Here is a 21,028-nt window from a genome sequence, read left to right as displayed (position 1 = left end):
CTCCTTCGCCGGGGCCCGCGGTTTTCCGTGCGGTGGAAGACTCGTGGCGCTGCTCGCCGGCCGAAAACTACCGTCTGCGCAGGCAGGTCCAACGAAGGAGTTGTCGCCATGTTCGACGCCATGATCGACCCGACCGCGACACCGGCCGAGCGCACGGAGGCTATGCCGCTGGCCGCCCGGCCGCGGAGCCTCGCGGGCCGCACCGTGGGGTTGCTCGCCAACACCAAGACCAACGCCGAGGCCATGCTCGACGCGGTCGGCTCGTTGCTGAGCGAGCGGCACGGTGCCGCGGCATTCGTTCGGCGTAAGAAGCTCAGCATCACCGATCCGGTGCCCGCCGACCTCCTCACCGAACTCACCGAGCAGTGCGACGTGGTGGTGGTCGGTGTCGGTGACTGCGGTTCCTGCAGCGCTTCCGCGATCGCCGACGGGCTCGCCGTCGAGAACGCCGGAATCCCCGCGGTGGTGATCTGCACGGAAGCCTTCGTCGCGAGCGCCGATGCGATGGCCGACCTGCAGGGCAGCCCCGGCTACCGGTACGTGCGCATCCCGCACCCGTTGGCGCTGCTCGACGAGGCGGGGGTCGCGGAGCGTGCCGAGCAGGTCCTCGACGAGATCGTCGACGTGTTGACCGCGGACACCGCCACGGTCGCCGCATGACGGCCACCGGCGAGGAGCAGTTGCTCGACTACGCCAGAGGCGCCATCGAGCACGCCTATGCGCAGGGCTGGACCGACGGGCTGCCCGTCGTGCCGGTCACCGCGTCGATGGTCGAGGAGTTCCTCGCGCACACCCCCCGCGCCCGCGACGAGGTGATCGCCGCGCTGCCGCACCTGAAGCGGCAGTGCACGGTCGAGCAGGCCGCTGTCAACGCCGCACTCGCCGGGTGCAGGCCGGAGTACCTGCCCGTCGTGCTCGCGGCGTGGGACGCGCTCGGTCAGGATCGGGTGTCGGGTGCCGCGTGGCAGAGCACGAGCGGGCCCGCCCCGCTGCTGATCGTCAACGGACCGATCCGCCAGGAGTTGGGCATCAACAGCAAGGGCGGGGTGTTCGGGCCGGGCTTTCGGGCCAACGCCACGATCGCCCGCGCGGTGGGACTGATCGTGCGCAACGTGCTGGGCGTTCGACCGCAGGAACTCGAACAGGCCACCCAGGGCGTGCCGGGCAGGTGGTCGCTGTGTATCGGGGAGAACGAGGAGGACAGCCCCTGGGAGCCGCTTTCGGTCGAACTCGGCAGGCCGGAGGGCACGAACACGGTTACCGCGTTGCTGCTGCGCACCTGCGAGTTCGTGGACAACAGGCATACCACCGACGCCGAGCGCGTGCTGTGGGATCTCGCCGACACGATCTGGCGCACCGGGGCGGCGATCGGCAGGCACTCGTCGGCGGGCCTGGTGCTGAGCGTGGAGCACGCGCAACAACTCGCCGATGCGGGGTTCTCCAAGGCCGATGTGCAGCGGTGGCTTTACGAGCATTGCGTACGCAGCCACGCCGACCTCGAGCGAGCGGGCAAGGGGCTCGGCGACCAGGAGGGCCCCGGCATCGACGAGTACGGGCTGCACATGCTGCCATCGCCGGAGCAGTTGCTGGTGATGGTCGCCGGAGCTCGAAACGCCGCGATCTCCATGGTCGTGCGTCCGTTCGGGTTCGGGGGTTGGTCCCGCACGGCCCATCCCATCCAGCGAGTCGTGCCGGGCTGAGCGATGCGGGAATCGCCGCTTCGCCGCGCACTACGGGTGTTCGAGGCCTTCACGGTCGACCACCTGGAACTCAACCTGACCGAGATCGCCAGGCGCAGCGGGCTGCCCATCTCCACGACGCACCGGCTCGTGGGCGAGTTGGTGCGGTGGGGTGCGCTGGAGCGCGGGCCGGGCGGATACCGCATCGGGCTGCGGCTGTGGGAGACGGCGGCACTGGCGCCGAGGGCGCTCGGGCTGCGAGACGTGGCGTGGCCGTACCTGGAGGACCTCTACCACGCGATCGGTGAGAACGTACTGCTGGCCGTCCGGGACGGCATGGAGATCGTGTTCGTGGAGCGGTTGTCCGGCCCCGGCGCCGTTCCGGTGCTGACCACGCTCGGCAGGCGCAGGTCGCTGCACGCCACCAGCGCCGGGCTGGCGCTGCTCGCCCACGCGCCGACACAGGTGCAGGAGACCGTGCTGTCCTCGCCGCTTCGCCGGTACACGCCGAGGACGGTGGTCGACCCGGTGCGGCTGCGGCACACGCTGGCCGAGATCCGGCGTGCCGGGTACGCCGTCTGCGACGGGCACATGACGTTGGACGCGCTGTCGGTGGCCGCGCCGATCGTGGATTCGACCGGGTTGGTCAGCTCGGCGCTGTCGGTCGTGGTGAGCGCGGGCACCGACCATCGCCGTCTCATCCCCGCTGTCGTGACAGCCGCGCGCGGGGTTTCCCGTGCGCTCGGAGCACCAGGGGCTCGGCGGCACAGCCGTTCCGGCGTGGCCGGTTAGGAGGAGCTGTGAAATGCGGGTGAGTGAGAAGGCCGCCACTGTGTTGCTCGTGGACGACCATGCCGTTGTCCGTCGAGGATTGACCGCCTACCTGGACATGGTGGACGACATCACCGTCGTGGGGGAGGCCAAGGACGGGCGCGACGCGCTGCGGTATCTGGCCGAGTCGGCTGTGCGTCCCGACGTCGTGCTCATGGACCTGCTGATGCCGGGTATCGACGGGGTGGAGGCCACCTCCGTGATCGCGCGTGACTACCCGGGTGTGGCCGTGGTCGTGCTGACCAGTTTCGGGGAAGGTGAGCGGGTGCGCGCCGCGCTGGAGGCCGGTGCGAGCGGTTACCTGCTCAAGGATGCCGAGCCGGAGGAGGTGGCCGATGCCGTGCGCGCAGCCATGCGCGGCGAGACCAGGCTGTCCGGCAGGGTGGCCCGGTGCCTGACCCGTGAGCTGTCCGCACCCGGTTCCGGGTTGGCCGCGCTCACCTCGCGGGAGCGGGAGATCCTGAAACTCGTCGCGCAGGGCTGCTCCAACCGCGAGATCGCGCAGCGGCTCACGATCAGCGAGCGCACCGCGCGCACCCACGTCAGCAACGTGCTGGCGAAGCTGCAGTTGGCCTCGCGTACGCAGGCGGCGTTGCTCGCGATCAGGGAAGGTCTGGTACCGCCGCCGGGAACCGTCGAATGACGTAGCCGGTTTCGCGTCATTCGCGGGGAGCCTCGCTACCACGGCATTTCTAGATTGGCGGGGTGGAGATTTCCCTTGACGGCAAGGTCGCCGTGGTCACCGGAGCAGGCCCCAACATCGGCAGTGGCATCGCGCTGGCGCTGGCCAGGTACGGCGCCAAGGTGGCGTGCAACGACATCGACGCCGACGCCGCGAACAGGAGCGTCGAGCGGGTCGAGCGAAACGGCGGCACGGCGATCGCGATACCCGGTGACGTGACCGACGAGGAGCAGGTCAAGAGCTACCTCGACACCGTCGTCGACACCTTCGGCAAGATCGACATTCTGGTGAACAACGCGGCGCTGCTCGGCGGGCGTGGCGTGCTGGACGAGAGCGCTGAGTTCTTCTCGAGGGCCGTGCAGGTGGCCGCGATGGGCAACTTCCTCAACACCAAGTACGTCGGCAGGCACATGGCCGAGCGCGGCATCCGGGGCTCGATCGTGGCGATCTCGTCGTCCAACGGTTGGTCCGGCACCGCGGGGGTTATCGCGTACGCGTTCCACAAGGGTGGTGTCAACAACTTCGTGCGTGCCGCGGCGATGGACCTGGCGCCCTACGGGATTCGCGTGAACGGCTTCACGCCCACCGCGCCGACGCCTGACAACCCCGACCTGATCGCGGAGCAGGGGCCGGGTGGGGTGCTGGACCGGCCCCGCGTCAAGGGACTGGGCGGGCCGACCGGTGACGAGCCGTGGCGCAGGCCGACCCGTTGGGACGGGCAGCGACCGCCGCTGGTGCCGATGGGCACCACCGGCACACCGACCGACATCGGGCATTGCGTGGCGTGGCTGTGCTCGGACTACGCGCGGCTGATCACCGGCTGCGACCTGGTGGTCGACGGTGGCGCGCGGGCGAAGAACTTCGCCTACTCGCCTGCCGCGCCGGAGCACCTCGCGGGCCCGGTGCCGCTCATTCCGCTCGACGTCACCGGAGAGATGGACCGGGAGAGCCGGTGAGGAAGCCGGTCCTGACGGCGAAGGAGGCGGTGGCCGACGTCGCCGACGGTGCCGTACTGCTCGCGGGTGGCTTCGCGGGCGCGGGGTACCCCATGCTGCTGTTCGAGGCGCTCGCCAACAAGGGCGTGCGCGGGCTGACGCTGGTGTGCCTCAACGGTGGGCAGGGCGAGGTGGGGGCGGCACGGCTGGTGCGCGACGGGGCCGTCGACACGCTGGTGTGCAGTTACCCGCTCGGCCCCGCCGACCACGTGGTGCGGGAGGCGGTGGAGTCGGGCCGGATGCGGATGGAGTTGGTTCCGCAGGGCACGCTGGCCGAGGCGATCAGGGCGGGCGGCGCGGGGCTCGGTGGTGCGTTGACCAGGACCGGGTTGGGTACGCGGTTCGCCGAGGGCAGGGACGTGGTGACGGTGCGCGGTGTCGACTACCTGCTTGAACCCGCCATTCGCGGCGATGTCGCCTTCGTCCGTGCTCACGAGGCCGATCCGTGGGGAAACCTGCACTACCGGCACGCGCAGCAGAACTTCAACCCGTTCATGGCGACCGCGGCCAAGGTGACGATCGCGCATGTCGATCGCGTCGTCGACGACGGCTTCGAGCCCGCATCGGTGCACACGCCGGGTGTTTTCGTGCAACGCATCGTCGTGGAGGGAGGCGCCGATGGTCACCCCGCTTGATCGCGGCCGGATCGCGGCCAGGGTCGCCAAGGACCTGCGGCCCGGCTGGTACGTCAACCTCGGCGTGGGCATCCCGCTGCTGCTGGCCGACACGCTGGCCCGCTCGCAGGACTTCGTGCTGCACAGCGAGAACGGCATCCTCGGCCTCGGCCCCGAAGCGGCCGAGGCCGAGCGTGATCCGGATCTGGTCGACGCGGGCGGCCGGTTCACCACCCTGACGGCAGGGGCGAGCATGTTCGACTCCGCGACGTCGTTCGCCATGCTGCGCGGCGGCCACATCGACGCCGCTGTCATCGGTGCCTACCAGGTGTCGCAGCGCGGGGATCTGGCGAACTGGAACGTGCCGGGCCGCAAGTTCGGCGGCATCGGCGGTGCCGCCGACATCGGTGCTTCGGTGCCGAACCTGTTCGTGACCATGACACACACCTCCCGCGACGGCGAACCGAAGATCGTGCGGGAGTGCACCTACCCGCTCACGGCGGTGCGGGCGGTCACACGCGTCTACACCGACCTCGCGGTGCTGACCGTCACCGAGCGGGGGCTGCGGCTCGACGAGGCGGTCGAGGGCATGACGCCGCGGGACGTGCAGCGGGTGACCGGCGCGCCGCTGTACTGGGACGACACCTTCCGCACGTTGACGGTCTGAGCTGTGTGGGACGCGGACAGGGTTATTGCCGTGGTGGCGGGCCTCGCGCGCATCGTCGCCTCGGACGGCGGCAGGCTGGTGTTGCGCTCCTACGACGCGAGTCGGCGAGCGCTGGCCGTGGAGCTGACCGACGGGCACGCGCCGGACAACGTCGACGGCGGCGCCGCAACGCCCGGCTGCCCGGTGGACGAGCGGCTGGTTGCCGACTTCCTCACCGAGGCGCTGTACCGACACGGCATCGACCTCGCCGAGATCCGGGTGAACAACCGGCTCGACGGCAACGACGCCTAGCACACCGGGTGGCGATGCGGGCAGGTCGCACCTCACATTCGCACCAGCTCTGACTCGATAGTGTGATGCGAAGGTCGACGTGTGAGGAGTGCCGATGTCGGAACCCGTTCCCGAGGGTGTGGACCTCGATCACCCGAATCCGGCGAGGATCTACGACTGGTTGCTCGGCGGTACGACGAACTGGGCCATCGACAGGGAGTTCGGCGCCAAGGTGGTGGAGACCTTTCCACTGGTGCGGACCATGGCCAGGGTCGGCAGGGAGTTCCTCGGCAGGGGGGTTCGCTACCTGGCCTCGCAGGGGGTCACGCAGTTTCTCGATCTGGGCTCGGGCGTGCCGACGGTCGGTAACGTCCACGAGATAGCGGACTCGGTGAATCCCGGCAGCCGTTGCGTGTACGTCGACAACGAGCCGGTCGCCGTCGCGCACTCGCGGGTGCTGCTGGAACGGCAGGGAGACCCGGCCAGGCATGCGGTGCTGCACGGCGACCTGCGGCACGCCGACGACATCTGGGAGCGAGCGCTCGCGACCGGTGTGCTCGACCCGGGCAAGCCGGTCGGGCTCATCGTGGTGAACGTGCTGTACTTCTTCGGCGACGAGGACGGCCCCTACGATTTCGTCGCGCGTTACCGCGACCTGCTGCCAACCGGTTCGTACCTGCTCAGCTCCCACCTGACCGAGGACGGGGTGCCCAGCCAGGGCGCGAGCGAGCGCGCGCAGGTGCGCAGCCAGTACCAGAGTTCGGGTTCTGCGCTGCACCTGCGCACGCGCGAGGAGTTCACCCGGTTCTTCGACGGGTTCGACCTGGTGGAGCCGGGCGTGGTGTGGGTTCCGCTGTGGCACCCGGAGGTTGCCGACTCGCCCGCGTCCGAGGAGTTCGCCGACGAGCCGTCGGCGAGTAGCGCGTTCGCGGCGCTGGGCCGCAAACCCTGACATCGGTCCTCAGCCGGCGGGCTCGGGGCCGAACAGTTCGTCGAGATGGTGGCTCAGCAGGGCCGTGGCCGCCTCGGCGGTGCGCTGGCCGATGAGCACGCTGGTGCCGAGCCCGTGGTTGAGCGTCACCAGGCGGGCCGCCTCCGTCGCGGGGTCGAGGTCGGGCCGTAGCTCACCCGCCGCTCGCGCCCCGCGCAGCGTGTCGGTGATCCGCGACTCCAGCCGGTCCGGGCCGGCCACGAACGGCTCGCGCGCCAGCTCGGGGTCGGTCATGGCGAGCACCGCGTACGACGTCCACACGAGGTGGAAGGTCCGGCTCGGCGCGTCGGTCGGCAACGCTTCGGTGAGGAACGCCTCGAGGTGCGCGCGGGCCGGCGCGTGCTGCGGCAGCCGGGCCAGCCGGGCCTGCCAGCGTTCGTGCGCGCGCCGTTCGAGTTCTTCCAGTGCGGCGTGCATCAGGCCGGCTTTTGTCCGGAAGTAGTACTGGACCAGCCGCAGTGACACTCCCGCTTCGGCGGCCACCGACCGCATCGTCACCGCGTGCAGGCCCGCCCTGCTGGCGACCCGTAGGAGGGCATCGATGAGTTGAGATCTGCGCTGGGCGTGATCGGCTGTTCTCGGCACGGCACCGATTGTGGTACAGATGTATTTGATACAGATGTATCAGGATCGGCACCGAAGGGGGGACGGCGTTGCGGGCTCTGGCCGCGGTTTGCATGGCGCAGTTCATGGTCGTGCTCGACGTCTCGATCGTGAACGTCGCGCTGCCCCGGATCGAGACCGCGCTCGGCCTCGACGTCACGGCCTCGCACTGGGTCGTCAACGCCTACACGCTGGTGTTCGCGGGCCTGCTGTTGCTCGGTGGCAGGGTTGCCGACCTGTACGGGCACAAGCGGACCTTGCTGGCGGGTCTGGCACTGTTCAGCACCGCGAGCCTGGTCGGCGGCCTGGCAGGCGGGCAGGAAACGCTGGTCGCGGCGCGGGCCGCGCAGGGGCTCGGCGCGGCCGTGCTGGCCCCTGCCACACTGACTGTCGTCGGCACCGCGTTCGAAGGCGCCGCGCGAACCCGTGCGCTGGCGATCTGGACGGGAGTGGGGCTGGCCGGTGGCACGGCAGGCAACCTGGTGGGCGGGCTGCTGACCCAGACGGTGTCGTGGCGGGCGGTGTTGCTGGTCAACGTGCCGATCGGCGTGGTGGCGGCCTGGCTTGCCCGCTGCCTGCCCTGCGACCGGGCGCGCACGAGGCCGCGGTTGGACCTGCCAGGCGCCGCGCTCGCGGTCGCCGTGCTGGTGTGTGGCACGTTCGGCCTGGCGAGGGCGGGCACGCACGGCTGGAGCGACCCTGCCACGGTCACGGCACTTCTCGCCTGCGGCTGTGCGCTGGCGCTGTTCGTACCGGTGCAGACCAGATGGGCTTCCCACCCGCTGATCCCGCCGCGGCTGCTGGCGCACGGGCAGGTCGCGCGGGGCAACGTCATCGCGCTCGTCGCGGGTGCCTGCCTGAGTCCGATGTGGTTCTTCCTGGCCTTCTCGATGCAGCAGGTGCTGCAACTCGGACCGTTGCTGACCGGGCTCGGATTCCTGCCGCACACCCTGCTGGCCATCGTCTTCGGCGTCGTGGTCACGCCGAGGCTGCTGCATCGGGTGCGAGGACACACTCTGCTGGGCGTGGGCGCGCTCGTCGCCGCCGCCGGGTTCGTCTGGCAGAGCAGGCTCACGCCGGAAAGCGGCTACCTGGTCGGCGTGCTCGGCCCCGCCGTTCTCATCGGTGTCGGTAGTGGCCTGCTCAACACACCGGTCACCCTCGCCGCCACGTCCGGGGTTCCCCGAGCGGATGCCGGAGCGGCCTCCGGCCTGCTGAACACGACGAAACAGGTGGGGGCGGTGTTGGGGCTGGCCGTGCTGACGACCGTGGCTCAACCAGCATTCGCCGGGCCCGCCGACCTGGCCCGCGGCTACGGGCGGGCTTTCGCCGCCATGGCGGCCGCGCTGCTGGTGGTGGCTGTGCTCGCGTTCACTTCCCCGGCGGTGGCAGCGACCTCGGACCGGGATGGTCTTCGCAGCACTCGGTGACCAGCCATTGCGCCACCTCACGCAGCTTCATGTTCGCGTGCTGCGAGGCCTGGATCAGCATCCCGAAGGCTCGGTCCTCGTCGAGGCCGTGCCGCTGCATCAGGATGCCCTTCGCCATGCCGATGACGTCCCTGGCGTTCAGCGCTGCCCGCAGCTGTGCCTGGCGGTTGGCGCCCACGAGTGCCACGGCGGCGTGCGCGGCGAAAAGCTCGGTCAGGTGCTCGGCGTCGGAGTCGAACGCGTCCGTGCGCGTTGAGTACAGGTTCAACGCACCCAGCAGTGTGTTGGCGGTGAACAACCGGACGGCGAGCATCGAGGTGATGCCGAGCTCGGCCGCGGCTTGACCGAAGCTGGGCCAGCGCCCGTCGGCGACGATGTCACCGGTGCGATACACCTGGCCGCTGAAGGTGGCGTCCACACACGGTCCGTCGGACAGCTCGTGCTGGATCTCGTCCAGCCGGGCGACGAGCGCGCTGGACGGCGCGACCGAGCGGATCCGACCGTCCTCCAGCAGGGAGACGCCGACGTGCTCGGCTCCGGGAACCGACGCCGACACCGCGGACACGATGTTGCGCACCGTGCGTTCCACGTCCGGTTCCGGCTCCAGTGATCGCGCGACCCGGCTGAAGACATCGGCGAGCTGGGCGCGGCCCGCGAGGCTCGGCTGCTCCGTCATGACTCCAGGCTCCGCGTGACCCCCGCGACCTGTCCAGCGCGACGCGGCTGCGAGCCCGCATGCCCTTTCGCGGCGCGGGGTAGCCAGCATCCCGACAGCACGGGGGGGACGGTGATCCGGCGGGAGGGTGAATGGACTCCGACGGTGGTGGGCGCGGCCGCGTGGTGGTCGGGGTGCTGGCGGACCCCGGCCTGCCCAGCGAGGTCGTAAGCGGGATGGTCGAGGACCTTCCCGGCATGCTCGACCACGGCATCGGTGGCGGTGTGGAATGGCGCGTCGACTTCCGCACCCAGCCGCTGGTGCTGGACGAGTACGGCAACGTGCCGATCGCCAAGCTCGCCGAGCGGCTTCGCGACAGGTACGGCTGGGACATCCTGTTGCTGGTCACCGACCTGCCCCGGCGGGTGGGGCGGGACCCGATCCTCGCCGACGTCAACCTCGAGCACCGGGTGGTGCTGGCCTCGCTGCCCGCCGTGGGTGGGATCCGGTTACGCAGACGCTTGCGTGACTCGCTGGCCTACCTGCTCGGCGAGTTGGGAAGGGCGGGGGTGCTGCCGGAGGAGGTTTCGCCTCGGCGGCCGAAGGCGGGCACCGCGATCTCACCCGTTCGCTGGGTCGACGAGCCGGGCGACGGTATCGACGCGTCGCTGTCGCTGGTCGGAGTGCGCGGCAGGTTGCGTTTGCTGCTGGGGATGGTGCGGGACAACCGGCCGTGGCGACTGGTGCCGGAGCTGTCGACGGCGCTTGCGGCAGCCTCGGCCGCCGCCGCGTTCGGCGTGTTCTACGGCAGCATCTGGAGCCTGGCGGACGCGCTGAGCCCCGCCAGGCTGGCTGCCATCAGCGTGCTGGCCGTCGCCGCGATGGTGACGTGGCTCATCGTCTACAACAACCTGTGGCAGCGCGGGGATGTGAAGGGCTTCCGTGAGGACACCGTGCTGTACAACGTGGCCACGGTCGTGACGCTGGCCTTCGGTGTCGGGTGCGCCTACGTCGTGCTGTTCGTGGTGACCTTCGCGGGCGCCAGCACGGTCATCCCCTCCGACTATCTCGCCTCGATGGTCGGCCATCCGGTGAACACGGCTACCTACCTCGCGTTGGCCTGGCTGGCCAGTTCGATGGGCACGTTCGCGGGTGCGCTGGGGTCGAGTCTGGAAAGCGAGGACGCGGTCCGCCGCGCCGCCTACAGCAAACGCGAGCGCGAACGGCGCGACCGCTACCGCATGCAGGAGGAGCAGGAGGAGCAGGAGGAGCAGGAGGAGCAGCGGCAACAGCACCAGCGTGGTGACCAAGCGCGCTGAGCACGGCTACCGTGGAGCCGTGTCCCGCAACGACCGTGCCCGAAGCGGCGGTGCGCCGCCGGGGCGCGATCGCGACCTGCTCAGGTGGAACGCCCGCTACGCCGACGAGCCTCCGCGGTTCCGGCCACACCCGCTGGTCGATGCCGCGTTCGACGCCGGGTTGCCGCAGGGCCTGGTGCTGGAACTGGCGTGTGGCCGATCCGGCAGCGCGCTGGCGCTCGCGCGGCGAGGCAGGTCGGTGGTCGCTGTCGACATCTCCGATGTCGCCCTGCGCCAGTTGGGCGCCGAGGCCGAACGGTGCGGTATTCGCGATCGCCTACACCTGGTGCAGGCCGAAGCGCAGGCGTTCGACACCGGCGCCAACCGGTTCGCGCTGGTGCTCGCGACGCTGTACTGGGACCCGGCCGCCTTCCGCATCGGCTGTGCCGTGGTGGCGCCGGGTGGGCTGCTCGGCTGGGAGGCGCTCGCGGCGACGCAACCGCGACGCTTCCGTGTCCGGCACGGCGAACTGTCCGCTCAGCTGCCCGGCGGATTCCAGGTGCTGAGCGAGGAACTGGTCCGAACCGGTACGCGCGCGACCACCCGGTTGCTGGCGCGCGCCACTGCGTGACATCCGTTGCTCTAGGGTGGCGGCATGACGTCGCAGCGCCACCCACCGCCGCTGGCGCGCGAACTCGAGCTTTCGCCGCATCCGGAGGGTGGCTGGTATCGGCGTACCTGGCAGGCGCGGCACCGCCTGGTTCCCGAGGGTTACCCCGGCGAGCGTTACAGCGCCACCGGTATCTACTACGTGCTGGGCCCCGGCGAGCGATCCCGGTGGCACCGGGTGCGGGGTGACGAGCTGTGGCTGTGGCATCGGGGTGGGCCACTGACCCTGCTGCTGGGCGGCACCGGTGAGCGCCCGCACGAGCCCGCCGAGACGGTGACGTTGAGCGGTGCCGTGGAGCTCGGCCACCGGCCGCAGGTTCTGGTGCCCGCGGGCACGTGGCAGTCGGCCCGCCAGGACGGCGGCGACGACGTGCTGGTGTCCTGTGTGGTCTCGCCCGGGTTCGACTTCGACGATTTCGAATTGCTGTGATGCCTCGTGCGGCCGCCGGGCCGCACGCCGACTGGGGGAGACACCGTGCACCTGCGTGACGCCGCGATGACGGCCGCCGTTCTGGGATTCTTCGCCTCGGCCTGGTTCGGCTGGGCGCAGGAGGACCCGCCCAGAGCCTGGCGGGTTCGGCTGACGGTGGGCTCGATCGTCAGCCTGGCCGTCGCTTTGGTGGGTGGGGTGGTGGCGTGGCGGCAGTGGGGCAGCGGCTCGGCGCTGGACAGCGACGCCGCCTTCCGCGCCTACCTGATCATTGTGGGGATCGAGTTCGCGGTGGCGGCGGTGGGAGCGTTGCTGCTGGTCGTGCTGCGCCGTTCCCGGTATCTGGCGCCGTGGATCTGCCTGGTCGTCGGCGTGCACTTCTATCCGATGGCGCCGGTGCTGCGATCGCCGTGGCTGTACGTGCTGGCCACCGCGTTGACCGTGGTGGCGGTGGCGGCACCGCTGCTGGCAAGGCGCGCGAAACTGTTGCCCAGCGCCGTCACCGGTCCCGCCGCGGGGCTGGCGTTGCTGGTGGTCGCCGGTGTGTCCATCGGCACGGCGCTGGCCGCGTCGGCCGGGTGAGCGCTGCCGGTCCCGGCGGGGCGGGGGCGAGGTGGATCGCGCAAGAGGATCGCCGAAGGGCATCCCCGAACGGCATCACAGCTGGAAATGGCGGCGCACGGGTCCGACCCGGATGTCCGGTTCCCGAGGCCACCGCGCCCTGCGTTCGTTCGGCGGGGCGGTGTGTTCGGTGCGCTCGTTGTGTGCCGTCGGGTGCCGCCGGTCGTAGTGCGCGCGCTGCTGCGGATCGCGCAGCAGCCGGTATGCGTTGACGACGGTCGTGAGCCGGTCCGGATCGCCGCCGCTGTTGTCGGGGTGGACGGCACGAACCAGCCGCCGGTACGCGGCCGCTAGCTCCGCTGCCGTCGCCGTGCGGGACACCCCGAGGACGTCGTAGGGGTTGCCGGGGTCGGGCGCGCGTTGTGCGGACATGGCGTACTCGTGCTGTGTGGGCAGCGGCGGTCCGCCCGGCCTCGCGCGGGCGGGCCGCCGCCGCCGTCAGGCGTTGATCTTCTTCCGTTCGGATCCGCCGGTGATGGCGATCTTGCGAGGCTTCGCCTGCTCCGCGATCGGGATCCGCAGGGTGAGTACCCCGGCGTCGTAGTCCGCGCTGATCCGGTCGGTGTCGAGCGTGTCACCGAGGAACAGCTGCCTGCTGAACACGCCTCGCGGCCGCTCGGCGACCTGCACGTCGGCGTCGTCGGCGTAGCTGGGCTTGCGCTCGGCCCGAACCGTGAGCACGTTGCGCTCCACGTCGAGGTCGATCGTGTCCGGTGAGACGCCGGGCAGGTCGAAATGCACGACGAACTCCTCGCCCGAGCGGTAGGCATCCATGGGCATCACGGTGGGCCGCGTCGCGGTGCCGTTCGCACCGAACACCTGCTGGGCCAGCCGGTCCAGCTCCCGGAAAGGATCCGTGCGCATCAACATCGTGTCCTCCTTGGGTCCTGTCTCCGTTCGCCGGCCGGTGGTGTCGTGGTCGTGGCGGCGCCGGCGTACCGCCACGACCCGGCTCGACCGCATCACCTCCTCCGCGCCACGGGTGCGGTGGCGGTTCGACGGTTCGGAGGGGAGCGTTGCCGGACAGGTCCTCGGTTGCCCCTCGTGCGGGGTGTGCACCGGTTCCGGGTGACCGTGGCCGGATGTGTCGGGCGGGCCTGCCCGGCGGTGGCGACCGCCGTGCGGATGGGAACGTGCCACCGTGCGGGGTTCTCGGCGAAGTTGGCCGCGATGATCCCGGCGAACTCCGCGTCGACGAGTTCGCTGTCGCCGCTGACCAGGTCTGCGAACACCGTTGAGATGCGGTCGGTTCGTTCGCTCCCGTCGCGCATCGCGATCACTCCCCGGCACTTCCCTTGCTGCACCAGGTCAAATCACCGCTACATGTTTCTTATATCCACTGATGTAGCTTCAGTCAAGTGCACGAAAGAGAGAAAGTCAGCGGTCAACTGGTTATCTTTTGCGGTACCAGGGCTCAATCTTGGGGAACTCGACGCCGTCCTCGCTCGTCGTGAAGTGTGTCAACCAGGGGTTTCGCGGGAGGTGCAGTGTGCTGCAACCGCAGCCGAGTGAGTCGGAGTTGCTGCCGCTACCTATCGAGTTCGACCAGGCCCTGCGTGGCTACGATCGGGAGCAGGTCCGCCGTTACGTCGAGGACACCGAGGCCGAGCTGCGCCTGCTGGCCGCCGATCGTGACGCGGCGTTGCGCAGGGCGGAGGAGCTTGTCGCGTTGGTCGACCACCTGCGGGTGCGTAACCGGGAGCTGCAGGCGAGTCTCGATCGGATCTGCCGGACTCCGCCGGACACCGAGACGCTGTCGCAGCGCCTCGGCCGCATGGTGGAGCTGGCACAGCAGGAGGCGACCGAGATCAGGAACAGGGCCGAGGCCGCCGCCGAGCGAACCTGGGCGGCCGCCAGGGAATCGGCCGCCCGGCTGCGCGCCCGGCACGAGCGGCTGCTGAGCGAGCTGGACCGTCGGCGCGCGGAACTGGAACAACAACACCGGGAGTTGATGCGCGAGGCGAACCGGCAGGTCGAGGAACTGCTCGCCGACGCGAGGCGGCGCAGGCGTGAACTCGACGAGCAGGCCGCTGCTCACCGGCGCCAGGTGCGGCACGACTTCGAGATCGCCATGGCGGCCAGGCGCGAGCGTGCCGAGCGTGAGCACGCCGAACGTGCCGCCGCGGCCCGAGCCGAGGCCGACGAGACGGTGGCGCGTGCGCGTGAGCGGGCCCGCAGGTTGCTGGCCGACGCCGAGCGCGAGGCGGCCGCGTTGCTGGCGGTGCGAGACGATGCCGCCGCCCGGATCGCCTCGGCACGGGAGATCCTCAAGCGGGCCACGCCGTTGCTGGAACCGGAAGCGAAGCCTGCACCGTCGTCACCGAGGTCGGCACAGTTGCCACAGTCGACGGAGTCGGCACAGCCATCGCGGCGGGATGTGCAGCAGGCCTCGGCGCGCGAGTCCCCGGCCGCGCAGCCAGGCGCCGCGCTCGCCGCGACCGGCTGAGGGCCCGGTCACGGCCGGGCCGGGCTCCGGCCGTGGTGGCACCGGCGCCCGTGGCCTGCGGGCCGGGGCCGATAGACTCGTCGCTGTGAGTCACGCGCTGGACGATTCCTCCGACGAACTGCCCGAGCAGATGCGCATCCGGCGAGAGAAGCTGGAGCGGCTGCGGGAGGCGGGTGTCGAGCCCTACCCGGTCGGCTACCCGCGCACCACCTCGATCGCCGAGGTCAGGCAGAAGTACGACGGGCTGGAGGCGGACAAGGCGACCGGCGAGCAGGTGGCAGTGACGGGCCGAGTCATGCTGTACCGCACGGGCGGCAAGCTGTGCTTCGCGACCATCCGGGACGAGTCCGGCGCCATCCAGGTCATGCTCTCGCTGGACAAGGTCGGTGCCGAGGCGCTGCAGACGTGGAAGAACGACGTCGACCTCGGCGACCACGTCGGCGTGACCGGTGAGGTCATCACCTCCAAGCGTGGCGAGCTGTCGGTGCTGGCGCACAGCTGGTCGTTGACGTCGAAGTGCCTGCGACCGCTTCCGGAGAAGCACAAGGGGCTCACCGATCCCGAGGCGAGGGTGCGGCAGCGCTACGTCGATCTGATCGTCAATCCGGAAGCCCGGCAGCTGGCCCGGCAGCGTGCCGCCGCGGTGCAAGGGATCAGGTCGGTGCTGCTGGAGCGCGACTTCCTCGAGGTCGAGACACCGATGCTGCACAGCGTCCACGGTGGTGCCACGGCCAGGCCGTTCACCACCCACATCAACGCCTACGATCTGGACCTGTACCTGCGCATCGCGCCCGAGCTGTACCTCAAGCGCCTCGTTGTCGGTGGCCTCGAACGGGTCTTCGAGATCAACCGCAGCTTCCGTAACGAGGGCGCGGACTCCAGCCACAACCCGGAGTTCACGATGCTGGAGTGGTACCAGGCCTACGGCGACTACAACACCGGTGCCGTGCTCACCAAGGAACTGGTGCAGCAGGCCGCGATCGCGGTGTTCGGTGACACCGTGGTGCGCAGCCCCCGCCACGGCGAGGTGGACCTCGGCGGTGACTGGCCTGCGATCACGCTGTACGGCTCGGTGTCGGAGGCGCTCGGCGAGGAGGTCACTCCCCGCACCCCGGTGGAGATCCTGCGCAAGTACGCCGACGCCCGCGAGATCGCCTGGAGCCCGGCCTGGGGCCAGGGCAAGCTCGTCGAGGAACTGTTCGAGGCGTTGGTGGAGCACACGCTGGTGCAGCCGACGTTCGTGCGTGACTACCCGCTGGAGACCAGCCCGTTGACGCGGCAGCACCGCGACGACCCGCTGCTGACGGAGAAGTGGGACCTGATCGGCTTCGGCCTGGAGCTGGGCACGTGCTTCTCCGAGCTGATCGACCCGGTGGAGCAGCGGCGCAGGCTGACCGAGCAGTCGTTGCTCGCCGCGGGTGGTGACCCGGAGGCGATGCAGCTCGACGAGGACTTCCTGCGGGCGCTGGAGTACGGCATGCCTCCCACCGCCGGGGCGGGGCTCGGCATCGACCGGTTGCTGATGGGCTTCACCGGCAAGGGGATCAGGGACACCATCCTGTTCCCGATGGTCAAGCCCGACCAGCGCGGTTGACGGCTCGCCCCGCCCGCTCAGCGCTCGGCGAGCGCCAACCTCACACCCAGCGCGACGAAAGCGCTCGCGAAGGTGCGGCGCAGCCACGTCAACACGGCGGGGCGCGAGATGACGTGGGTCCTGATCACGGCGGCGAACGCGCCGTAGCCCGCGAACACCACGAGCGTCATGAGCATGAACACGCCGCTGAGTTGCAGCATTCGCGGCAGCGCCGACGGCTCGCCCGCGCTCACGAACTGCGGAAGGAACGCCAGGAAGAAGATCGTGAGTTTGGGGTTGAGGAAGTTGACCGCGACCCCGGAGGCGATCACCTTCGCGGCGGGACGTCTCGTGCTTCGCGGTGCCGAGTCCCGCGCGACGGCCAGTGCCCCGCGTTCGCGCAGCGTGCTCCAAGCCAGGTAGAGCAGGTATGCCACGCCCAGGTACTTCAGCGTCTGGAAGGCCACCGCGCTGGTGTGCAGCAGCGCGGCGACCCCGGTGATCGCCGCCAGTACGTGCGGCACGATGCCGAGCGTGCACCCGACCGCGGCGACCAAGCTGGCCCGCGTGCCGCGTGCCAGTCCGGCGGCCATGGTGTAGAGCACGCCCGTGCCCGGGGTTATCACAACCACAAGGGATGTCAGCAGGAACTCCACACTCACGCTGTCCTCCCACCCTCGGCGCACCTGCCCTCGCACTATAGGGGTCGCCGGGGACAGTTGCGGGCTGCCGCGGGTGCATCCTCGGATTCGCACCCGGTGGTATCGGTGTCGGCCATGACCGGGCTGCTTTCCAGCGCGAGGGCGCGGGCGGTCTCGCGGCCGGGCGCCGGACTACGTGCGGCTGACCTGGCCCCCGGAGTTGGCGACGATGCCCGCCGGCCGTTCATGACCGGCCGAACTACCGCGGACGGGGTGCTCGCGAGCACCCTGATCCGGCAGTGAGTTGGTCGAGGCCGCCGGTGAGGGCACCCGCGGTGATCGGCGTGAAGGCATCCGGCCACGAGCCGGTGATTCTCGGTGACGATCGTACGTAGAACGCCTCGCCCGCTGTGGTCAGGGTGAGTCCGGGCGTGGTGACCAGCAGGAAATCGCACTCCCATTTCCGCCTCCACCCGCTTCCGCCTCCACCCGCGCGATCGCGGTCGACACGGCCGACTGCGACACCGTGAGCTCCTTCGGGCATCGAGTCAGCTGATCCGCGCGGCGGCGTCGCCGACGATTCGCTCCCGGTAGGCGGTGGGGGACTCGCCGTACTCGGCCTTGAACAGGCGGCTGAAATGCGCGGCGTCGGGCAGGCCCCAGCGAGCCGCCACCCAGGAGACGGGACGGTCGGCGAGCAGCGGATCGGCCAGCTCGCGGCGGATGTGTTCCAGGCGCCGGGAGCGGATCCAGACCGAGAGCCGCTGCCCTTCCGCCGAGAAGATCGTGTAGAGATGCCGGATGGAGATGTAATGGGCCTGTGCGATGGCCGACGGCGTGAGGTCGTGGTCGCCGAGGTGGGCCAGGATGTACTCGCGAACCTCTCGGGCCAGGCTCCGGGCCGGGTTCGTCGCGGGATCCTGGCGGCGGTGCAGCTCCTGCGACAGCATGGTGACCAGCAGGTCCAGTGCCGAGTGGACCAGCCGGGAGGCGTGGCGGCCCGCCAGCTGGTCCATGTTGCGGCCGAGCTCGACGAAGAACGGGTTGATCACCCGGCCCAGGCCGGTGTCGCTCGGGAACCGGACCGCGGTGACCCGGGCGATCTCGTCGCGCGGCAGATCCACCAGCTCGTGCGGGAACATGACCACCATGGCCTGGTTGTGCTCCGGCAGTGCCAGCGTGTACGGCCGATGCGTGTCGTAGATCGCCAGGTCGCCGGGTCTCAGTTCGGCGCGCCTGCCGTCCTGTTCGAGGATGGCCGGACCGGCCAGCTGCAGGCTCAGTTTGTAATACCGCTTGTCGTTGTCCGAGATGAGCTCCGGGGTTCGCCGCACGACGTGGGGGGTCGCCGCGATGTCGTACACGGAGACGTCGTCGACCACGGTCTGGGCCAGATGGCCCTGGAACGCGATGCCGGCGAGTTCCTCGACCTCGAGCGGCACGACAGCGCGCGCGACCGCGGATTTCCAGACGGCGAGCCCCGCCGGCGCGCCCGGCGTGTCGACGACGTAGCTGGCCGTACCGGAACCGGACATCGCGTCTCCTTCTCGAGGACTCGCGGAATTCGCCATCCTATCCGGTCGCGGGTGCCCAAAGCTGCCTTTTCCGTTCCGGGGAAGGGCTCCGCACGCGGACGCGGCCGGTGCGCGGCTGCCTGCGTTCGGATGCTCCGCGCGCCCGGCCGGAGAACCGGTCAGGTTGCGATGACCTGGGGCACAGCGACGGCCTTGAGGCCTTCCACGCCGAACTCCAGGCCGTACCCGGAGCCCTTGACGCCCCCGAACGGCACCATCGGATGCACCGTGCCGTGCTTGTTGACCCAGACGGTGCCGGCCTCGATACGGGCCGCGACCCGCGTGGCGCGCTCGACGTCGCCCGACCAGACCGACGCGCCGAGCCCGGCGTCGAGCGCGTTGGCCTGGGCGATGGCCTCGTCGAGGTCGGTGTAGGCCATGATCGGCAGTGCGGGGCCGAACTGCTCCTCCACGACCAGCGAGGCGTCGAGGGGCAGGTCCGTGACGAGTGTCGCCGGGTAGAAGTTGCCGGGAGCGCCGCGGTCGGGATTGCCTCCAATGACCAGGCGTCCGCCATCGGCCTTGGCCTGTTCGACGAGCTTGTCGACGATGCGGAACTGGTCGGCGGTGGTGAGCGGTCCCAGCAGGCTTGCCTCACTGGTCCCCGGTCCCATGGGCATCCGGGCGGCCACCGCGGCGAGCGCGTCGACGACGTCGTCGTGGATGGTTTCGTGCACGTACAGGCGCTTGAGCGCGGCGCACGTCTGGCCGGTGTTGATGAACGCGCCCCAGAAGAGGTCCTCGGCGATCGCGGCCGGGTCCGCGTCGGGCAGCACGATGCCAGGGTCGTTTCCGCCGAGTTCGAGCGTGAGCCGGGGCAGGTGACCCGCGCTCGACCGGACGATCGCCCGGCCGGTGCGGGTGGAGCCGGTGAACATCAGCTTGCCGAACTCCGGGTGCGCCGCCATCGCGGCACCGAGGTCGCGGTCCCCGGGCAGCACCGTCAGCACGCCGTCGGGCAGTACCTGGTTGACGATCGCGGCGAGCGCGAGCACCGACAGCGGTGTGTGCTCCGACGGTTTCATCACCACGGTGTTGCCCATGCGCAGCGCGGGCGCGAACTGCCAGGCGGCGATGAGCGCGGGCCAGTTCCACGGCCCGATGGCACCGACGACGCCCGCGGCGCGGTAGTGCAGCGTCGCCTGTCCGGACTCGTCGTCGAGCACCCGCTCGGGTTCCAGCGGGGTCGCGGCGGCGGTGCGCAGCCAGGCCGACACCCCGCCTGCCTCGAACCTGCTGCCCGGGCCGTTGAGCGGCTTGCCCTGCTCGCGGGAGATGAGCTGGGCCAGCGCTTCGGCGGAGGCGTCGACAGCGTCCGCGGCGGCGTTCAGCAACCGGGAACGCTCCTCATGGCCCAGCGCCTCCCAGCCGGGCTGCGCGGTCCGGGCGACCGCGACCGCCCGATCGAGGTCGGCGGAGCCGCGTTCCGGGGCCAGGCCGATCAGCTCGTCGGTGGCGGGGTCGGTCACCGACGAGCCGCCGTCCGGCGTCGTCACGGCGGCGAGCAAGGTCTCGTAGGTCTGCATGTCCTCACCTCAGTGTCGTCACGGCTGTCGTCGAAGAGCGATGGAGCGTGTGTGGTTCACGCGGGAAAGCCCGAGCGCGCCGAGTAGCCGAAGTCCACGGTCAGCGCGGCGCCATGGATGCCGCGGGCGCGGGTGGACGCGAGGAACAGGATGTGTTCGGCGATGTCCTCGGGCCGGTGAACGGGATAGCCCGCCCCCGCGAAGTCGTTGCGGCCGAGATCGCCCCGGCTCATCGGTGTGTCCACGATGGATGGACACACGGTGTTGACGCGCACCTGTCCCGCGGTCTCCGCCGACAGGGCGCGGGCCAGCTGGACCACGGCGGCCTTCGACGCGCAGTACGGCACCATCCCGGCGGTGGCGACCAGGGCCGAGTCGCTGGCGACGAGCACCGCGCTGCCGTCGGGTGCCCGCCGCAGGGCCGGGAGGGCGTGCCTGAGGGTCAGGTAGGCGCCCGTGACGTTCACGGCGAACACCCGTTGCCAGTCGGCGAGCCGGACCTCCTCCAGCCTGCTGCCCACCGGGCCGGAGACCCCGGCACACGTGACGACGACATCGATGCGGCCGAGGCGGTGCAGCGTCGCCTCGACAGCCGATGCCATCGACGACTCGTCGGTGACATCGGCGGCGACCGCCAGCGCCCGACCGGGGAGCGCGGACGCCTGTTCTTCGGCGCCGTCGCCGTCGTGGTCGGCCAGCACGGGCGTGGCCCCGAGGTCCGCCGCCCGCCGGGCGACAGCGGCGCCGATGCCGCTCGCGGCACCGGTGACGAACACGACCAGGCCGTCGAGGTCCGAGGACATGGGCACGTGGACTCCCTGCTCGTGGCCGGC

At 70.5% G+C, this 21,028-nt stretch carries 26 protein-coding genes; 17 read left to right on the top strand and 9 right to left on the bottom strand.

Features of this window, described 5'->3' with window-relative positions:
• Positions 1 to 108 precede the first annotated feature (108 nt).
• The 9 genes from SACMADRAFT_RS19600 (at position 109) to SACMADRAFT_RS19560 (ending at position 6,690) form a co-directional block, all read left to right on the top strand.
• On the top strand, positions 109 to 660 hold the full coding sequence (locus SACMADRAFT_RS19600; RefSeq protein WP_009155580.1) for a UGSC family (seleno)protein: 552 nt from the start codon (positions 109 to 111) through the stop codon (positions 658 to 660).
• Positions 657 to 1,700, top strand: coding sequence for a hypothetical protein (locus SACMADRAFT_RS19595; protein WP_009155579.1), 1,044 nt, complete (start codon positions 657 to 659; stop codon positions 1,698 to 1,700). Before SACMADRAFT_RS19600 ends, SACMADRAFT_RS19595 begins: the two co-directional genes overlap by 4 nt.
• A gap of 3 nt (positions 1,701 to 1,703) precedes the next feature.
• On the top strand, positions 1,704 to 2,471 hold the full coding sequence (locus SACMADRAFT_RS19590) for an IclR family transcriptional regulator (RefSeq protein WP_009155578.1): 768 nt from the start codon (positions 1,704 to 1,706) through the stop codon (positions 2,469 to 2,471).
• Between the two features lie 13 nt (positions 2,472 to 2,484).
• Positions 2,485 to 3,153 carry a response regulator gene (locus SACMADRAFT_RS19585; RefSeq protein WP_009155577.1) on the top strand — a complete coding sequence of 223 codons (669 nt, stop codon included), beginning with the start codon at positions 2,485 to 2,487 and terminating at the stop codon, positions 3,151 to 3,153.
• Between the two features lie 62 nt (positions 3,154 to 3,215).
• Entirely contained in the window at positions 3,216 to 4,148 is a 933-nt protein-coding gene (locus SACMADRAFT_RS19580) for an SDR family NAD(P)-dependent oxidoreductase (protein ID WP_009155576.1), read from the top strand.
• The gene (locus tag SACMADRAFT_RS19575) at positions 4,145 to 4,822 is read left to right on the top strand and encodes a CoA transferase subunit A (RefSeq protein WP_009155575.1); all 678 of its coding nucleotides are present in this window, start codon (positions 4,145 to 4,147) and stop codon (positions 4,820 to 4,822) included. Before SACMADRAFT_RS19580 ends, SACMADRAFT_RS19575 begins: the two co-directional genes overlap by 4 nt.
• Positions 4,806 to 5,468: a 3-oxoacid CoA-transferase subunit B gene (locus tag SACMADRAFT_RS19570; RefSeq protein ID WP_009155574.1), complete on the top strand. Its 663-nt coding sequence runs from the start codon at positions 4,806 to 4,808 to the stop codon at positions 5,466 to 5,468. Before SACMADRAFT_RS19575 ends, SACMADRAFT_RS19570 begins: the two co-directional genes overlap by 17 nt.
• 3 nt (positions 5,469 to 5,471) lie before the next feature.
• Positions 5,472 to 5,759 carry a hypothetical protein gene (locus SACMADRAFT_RS19565; RefSeq protein ID WP_009155573.1) on the top strand — a complete coding sequence of 96 codons (288 nt, stop codon included), beginning with the start codon at positions 5,472 to 5,474 and terminating at the stop codon, positions 5,757 to 5,759.
• 94 nt (positions 5,760 to 5,853) lie between these two features.
• Positions 5,854 to 6,690, top strand: coding sequence for an SAM-dependent methyltransferase (locus tag SACMADRAFT_RS19560; RefSeq protein ID WP_009155572.1), 837 nt, complete (start codon positions 5,854 to 5,856; stop codon positions 6,688 to 6,690).
• A 9-nt stretch (positions 6,691 to 6,699) separates the two neighbouring features.
• Here the strand turns inward: SACMADRAFT_RS19560 and SACMADRAFT_RS19555 are convergent, their stop codons facing one another.
• Positions 6,700 to 7,314 carry a TetR/AcrR family transcriptional regulator gene (locus SACMADRAFT_RS19555; RefSeq protein ID WP_009155571.1) on the bottom strand — a complete coding sequence of 205 codons (615 nt, stop codon included), beginning with the start codon at positions 7,312 to 7,314 and terminating at the stop codon, positions 6,700 to 6,702.
• Between the two features lie 92 nt (positions 7,315 to 7,406).
• Between SACMADRAFT_RS19555 and SACMADRAFT_RS19550 the strand changes: the two genes are divergently transcribed.
• A complete protein-coding gene (locus SACMADRAFT_RS19550; RefSeq protein WP_083840949.1) occupies positions 7,407 to 8,762 on the top strand; it encodes an MFS transporter in 1,356 nt (451 codons plus the stop codon).
• Here SACMADRAFT_RS19550 and SACMADRAFT_RS19545 read toward each other — a convergent pair.
• Positions 8,704 to 9,438 (bottom strand): GAF and ANTAR domain-containing protein, encoded by a 735-nt coding sequence (locus tag SACMADRAFT_RS19545; RefSeq protein ID WP_009155569.1) that lies wholly within the window; start codon positions 9,436 to 9,438, stop codon positions 8,704 to 8,706. The genes SACMADRAFT_RS19550 and SACMADRAFT_RS19545 overlap by 59 nt on opposite strands.
• A 131-nt stretch (positions 9,439 to 9,569) precedes the next feature.
• On the opposite strand from SACMADRAFT_RS19545, the gene SACMADRAFT_RS19540 reads away from it, so the two are divergent.
• From SACMADRAFT_RS19540 to SACMADRAFT_RS19525, 4 genes are read left to right on the top strand one after another with little or no spacing between them, the layout of a single operon-like run.
• On the top strand, positions 9,570 to 10,736 hold the full coding sequence (locus tag SACMADRAFT_RS19540; RefSeq protein ID WP_009155568.1) for a hypothetical protein: 1,167 nt from the start codon (positions 9,570 to 9,572) through the stop codon (positions 10,734 to 10,736).
• 19 nt (positions 10,737 to 10,755) lie between these two features.
• On the top strand, positions 10,756 to 11,346 hold the full coding sequence (locus SACMADRAFT_RS19535; protein WP_198285878.1) for a class I SAM-dependent methyltransferase: 591 nt from the start codon (positions 10,756 to 10,758) through the stop codon (positions 11,344 to 11,346).
• A 24-nt stretch (positions 11,347 to 11,370) separates the two neighbouring features.
• Positions 11,371 to 11,814 (top strand): cupin domain-containing protein, encoded by a 444-nt coding sequence (locus SACMADRAFT_RS19530; RefSeq protein ID WP_009155566.1) that lies wholly within the window; start codon positions 11,371 to 11,373, stop codon positions 11,812 to 11,814.
• A gap of 45 nt (positions 11,815 to 11,859) precedes the next feature.
• Entirely contained in the window at positions 11,860 to 12,396 is a 537-nt protein-coding gene (locus SACMADRAFT_RS19525; protein WP_009155565.1) for a hypothetical protein, read from the top strand.
• Positions 12,397 to 12,471: 75 nt separating this feature from the next.
• On the opposite strand, the gene SACMADRAFT_RS19520 is transcribed toward SACMADRAFT_RS19525, so the two are convergent.
• The 3 genes from SACMADRAFT_RS19520 to SACMADRAFT_RS19510 form a co-directional block, all read right to left on the bottom strand.
• Positions 12,472 to 12,807: a DnaJ domain-containing protein gene (locus tag SACMADRAFT_RS19520; RefSeq protein ID WP_009155564.1), complete on the bottom strand. Its 336-nt coding sequence runs from the start codon at positions 12,805 to 12,807 to the stop codon at positions 12,472 to 12,474.
• Between the two features lie 66 nt (positions 12,808 to 12,873).
• Entirely contained in the window at positions 12,874 to 13,305 is a 432-nt protein-coding gene (locus SACMADRAFT_RS19515) for an Hsp20/alpha crystallin family protein (protein WP_040926612.1), read from the bottom strand.
• Between the two features lie 92 nt (positions 13,306 to 13,397).
• The gene (locus SACMADRAFT_RS19510; RefSeq protein ID WP_009155562.1) at positions 13,398 to 13,706 is read right to left on the bottom strand and encodes a hypothetical protein; all 309 of its coding nucleotides are present in this window, start codon (positions 13,704 to 13,706) and stop codon (positions 13,398 to 13,400) included.
• A 218-nt stretch (positions 13,707 to 13,924) separates the two neighbouring features.
• On the opposite strand from SACMADRAFT_RS19510, the gene SACMADRAFT_RS19505 reads away from it, so the two are divergent.
• Both SACMADRAFT_RS19505 and lysX read left to right on the top strand, forming a co-directional pair.
• Positions 13,925 to 14,881, top strand: coding sequence for a coiled-coil domain-containing protein (locus SACMADRAFT_RS19505; RefSeq protein ID WP_009155561.1), 957 nt, complete (start codon positions 13,925 to 13,927; stop codon positions 14,879 to 14,881).
• Positions 14,882 to 14,966: 85 nt separating this feature from the next.
• Positions 14,967 to 16,475 (top strand): bifunctional lysylphosphatidylglycerol synthetase/lysine--tRNA ligase LysX, encoded by a 1,509-nt coding sequence (gene lysX, locus SACMADRAFT_RS19500; RefSeq protein ID WP_009155560.1) that lies wholly within the window; start codon positions 14,967 to 14,969, stop codon positions 16,473 to 16,475.
• 17 nt (positions 16,476 to 16,492) lie between these two features.
• On the opposite strand, the gene SACMADRAFT_RS19495 is transcribed toward lysX, so the two are convergent.
• Positions 16,493 to 17,116 carry a LysE family translocator gene (locus tag SACMADRAFT_RS19495; protein ID WP_009155559.1) on the bottom strand — a complete coding sequence of 208 codons (624 nt, stop codon included), beginning with the start codon at positions 17,114 to 17,116 and terminating at the stop codon, positions 16,493 to 16,495.
• 114 nt (positions 17,117 to 17,230) lie between these two features.
• Here SACMADRAFT_RS19495 and SACMADRAFT_RS30060 point away from each other — a divergent pair, with 114 nt between their 5' ends.
• Positions 17,231 to 17,398: a hypothetical protein gene (locus SACMADRAFT_RS30060; RefSeq protein WP_157617277.1), complete on the top strand. Its 168-nt coding sequence runs from the start codon at positions 17,231 to 17,233 to the stop codon at positions 17,396 to 17,398.
• A gap of 245 nt (positions 17,399 to 17,643) precedes the next feature.
• On the opposite strand, the gene SACMADRAFT_RS19490 is transcribed toward SACMADRAFT_RS30060, so the two are convergent.
• The 3 genes from SACMADRAFT_RS19490 to SACMADRAFT_RS19480 form a co-directional block, all read right to left on the bottom strand.
• The gene (locus SACMADRAFT_RS19490) at positions 17,644 to 18,630 is read right to left on the bottom strand and encodes an AraC-like ligand-binding domain-containing protein (protein ID WP_009155558.1); all 987 of its coding nucleotides are present in this window, start codon (positions 18,628 to 18,630) and stop codon (positions 17,644 to 17,646) included.
• 158 nt (positions 18,631 to 18,788) lie between these two features.
• Positions 18,789 to 20,195 carry an aldehyde dehydrogenase family protein gene (locus SACMADRAFT_RS19485; RefSeq protein ID WP_009155557.1) on the bottom strand — a complete coding sequence of 469 codons (1,407 nt, stop codon included), beginning with the start codon at positions 20,193 to 20,195 and terminating at the stop codon, positions 18,789 to 18,791.
• Between the two features lie 56 nt (positions 20,196 to 20,251).
• Entirely contained in the window at positions 20,252 to 20,998 is a 747-nt protein-coding gene (locus tag SACMADRAFT_RS19480; RefSeq protein ID WP_009155556.1) for an SDR family NAD(P)-dependent oxidoreductase, read from the bottom strand.
• Positions 20,999 to 21,028 lie beyond the last annotated feature (30 nt).

Source organism: Saccharomonospora marina XMU15 (assembly GCF_000244955.1).
In the GTDB taxonomy this organism is placed as follows: Bacteria; Actinomycetota; Actinomycetes; order Mycobacteriales; family Pseudonocardiaceae; genus Saccharomonospora_A; species Saccharomonospora_A marina.
Note: the sequence above shows the minus strand (reverse complement) of the source record. Positions and strands in the feature narration are given on the sequence as shown.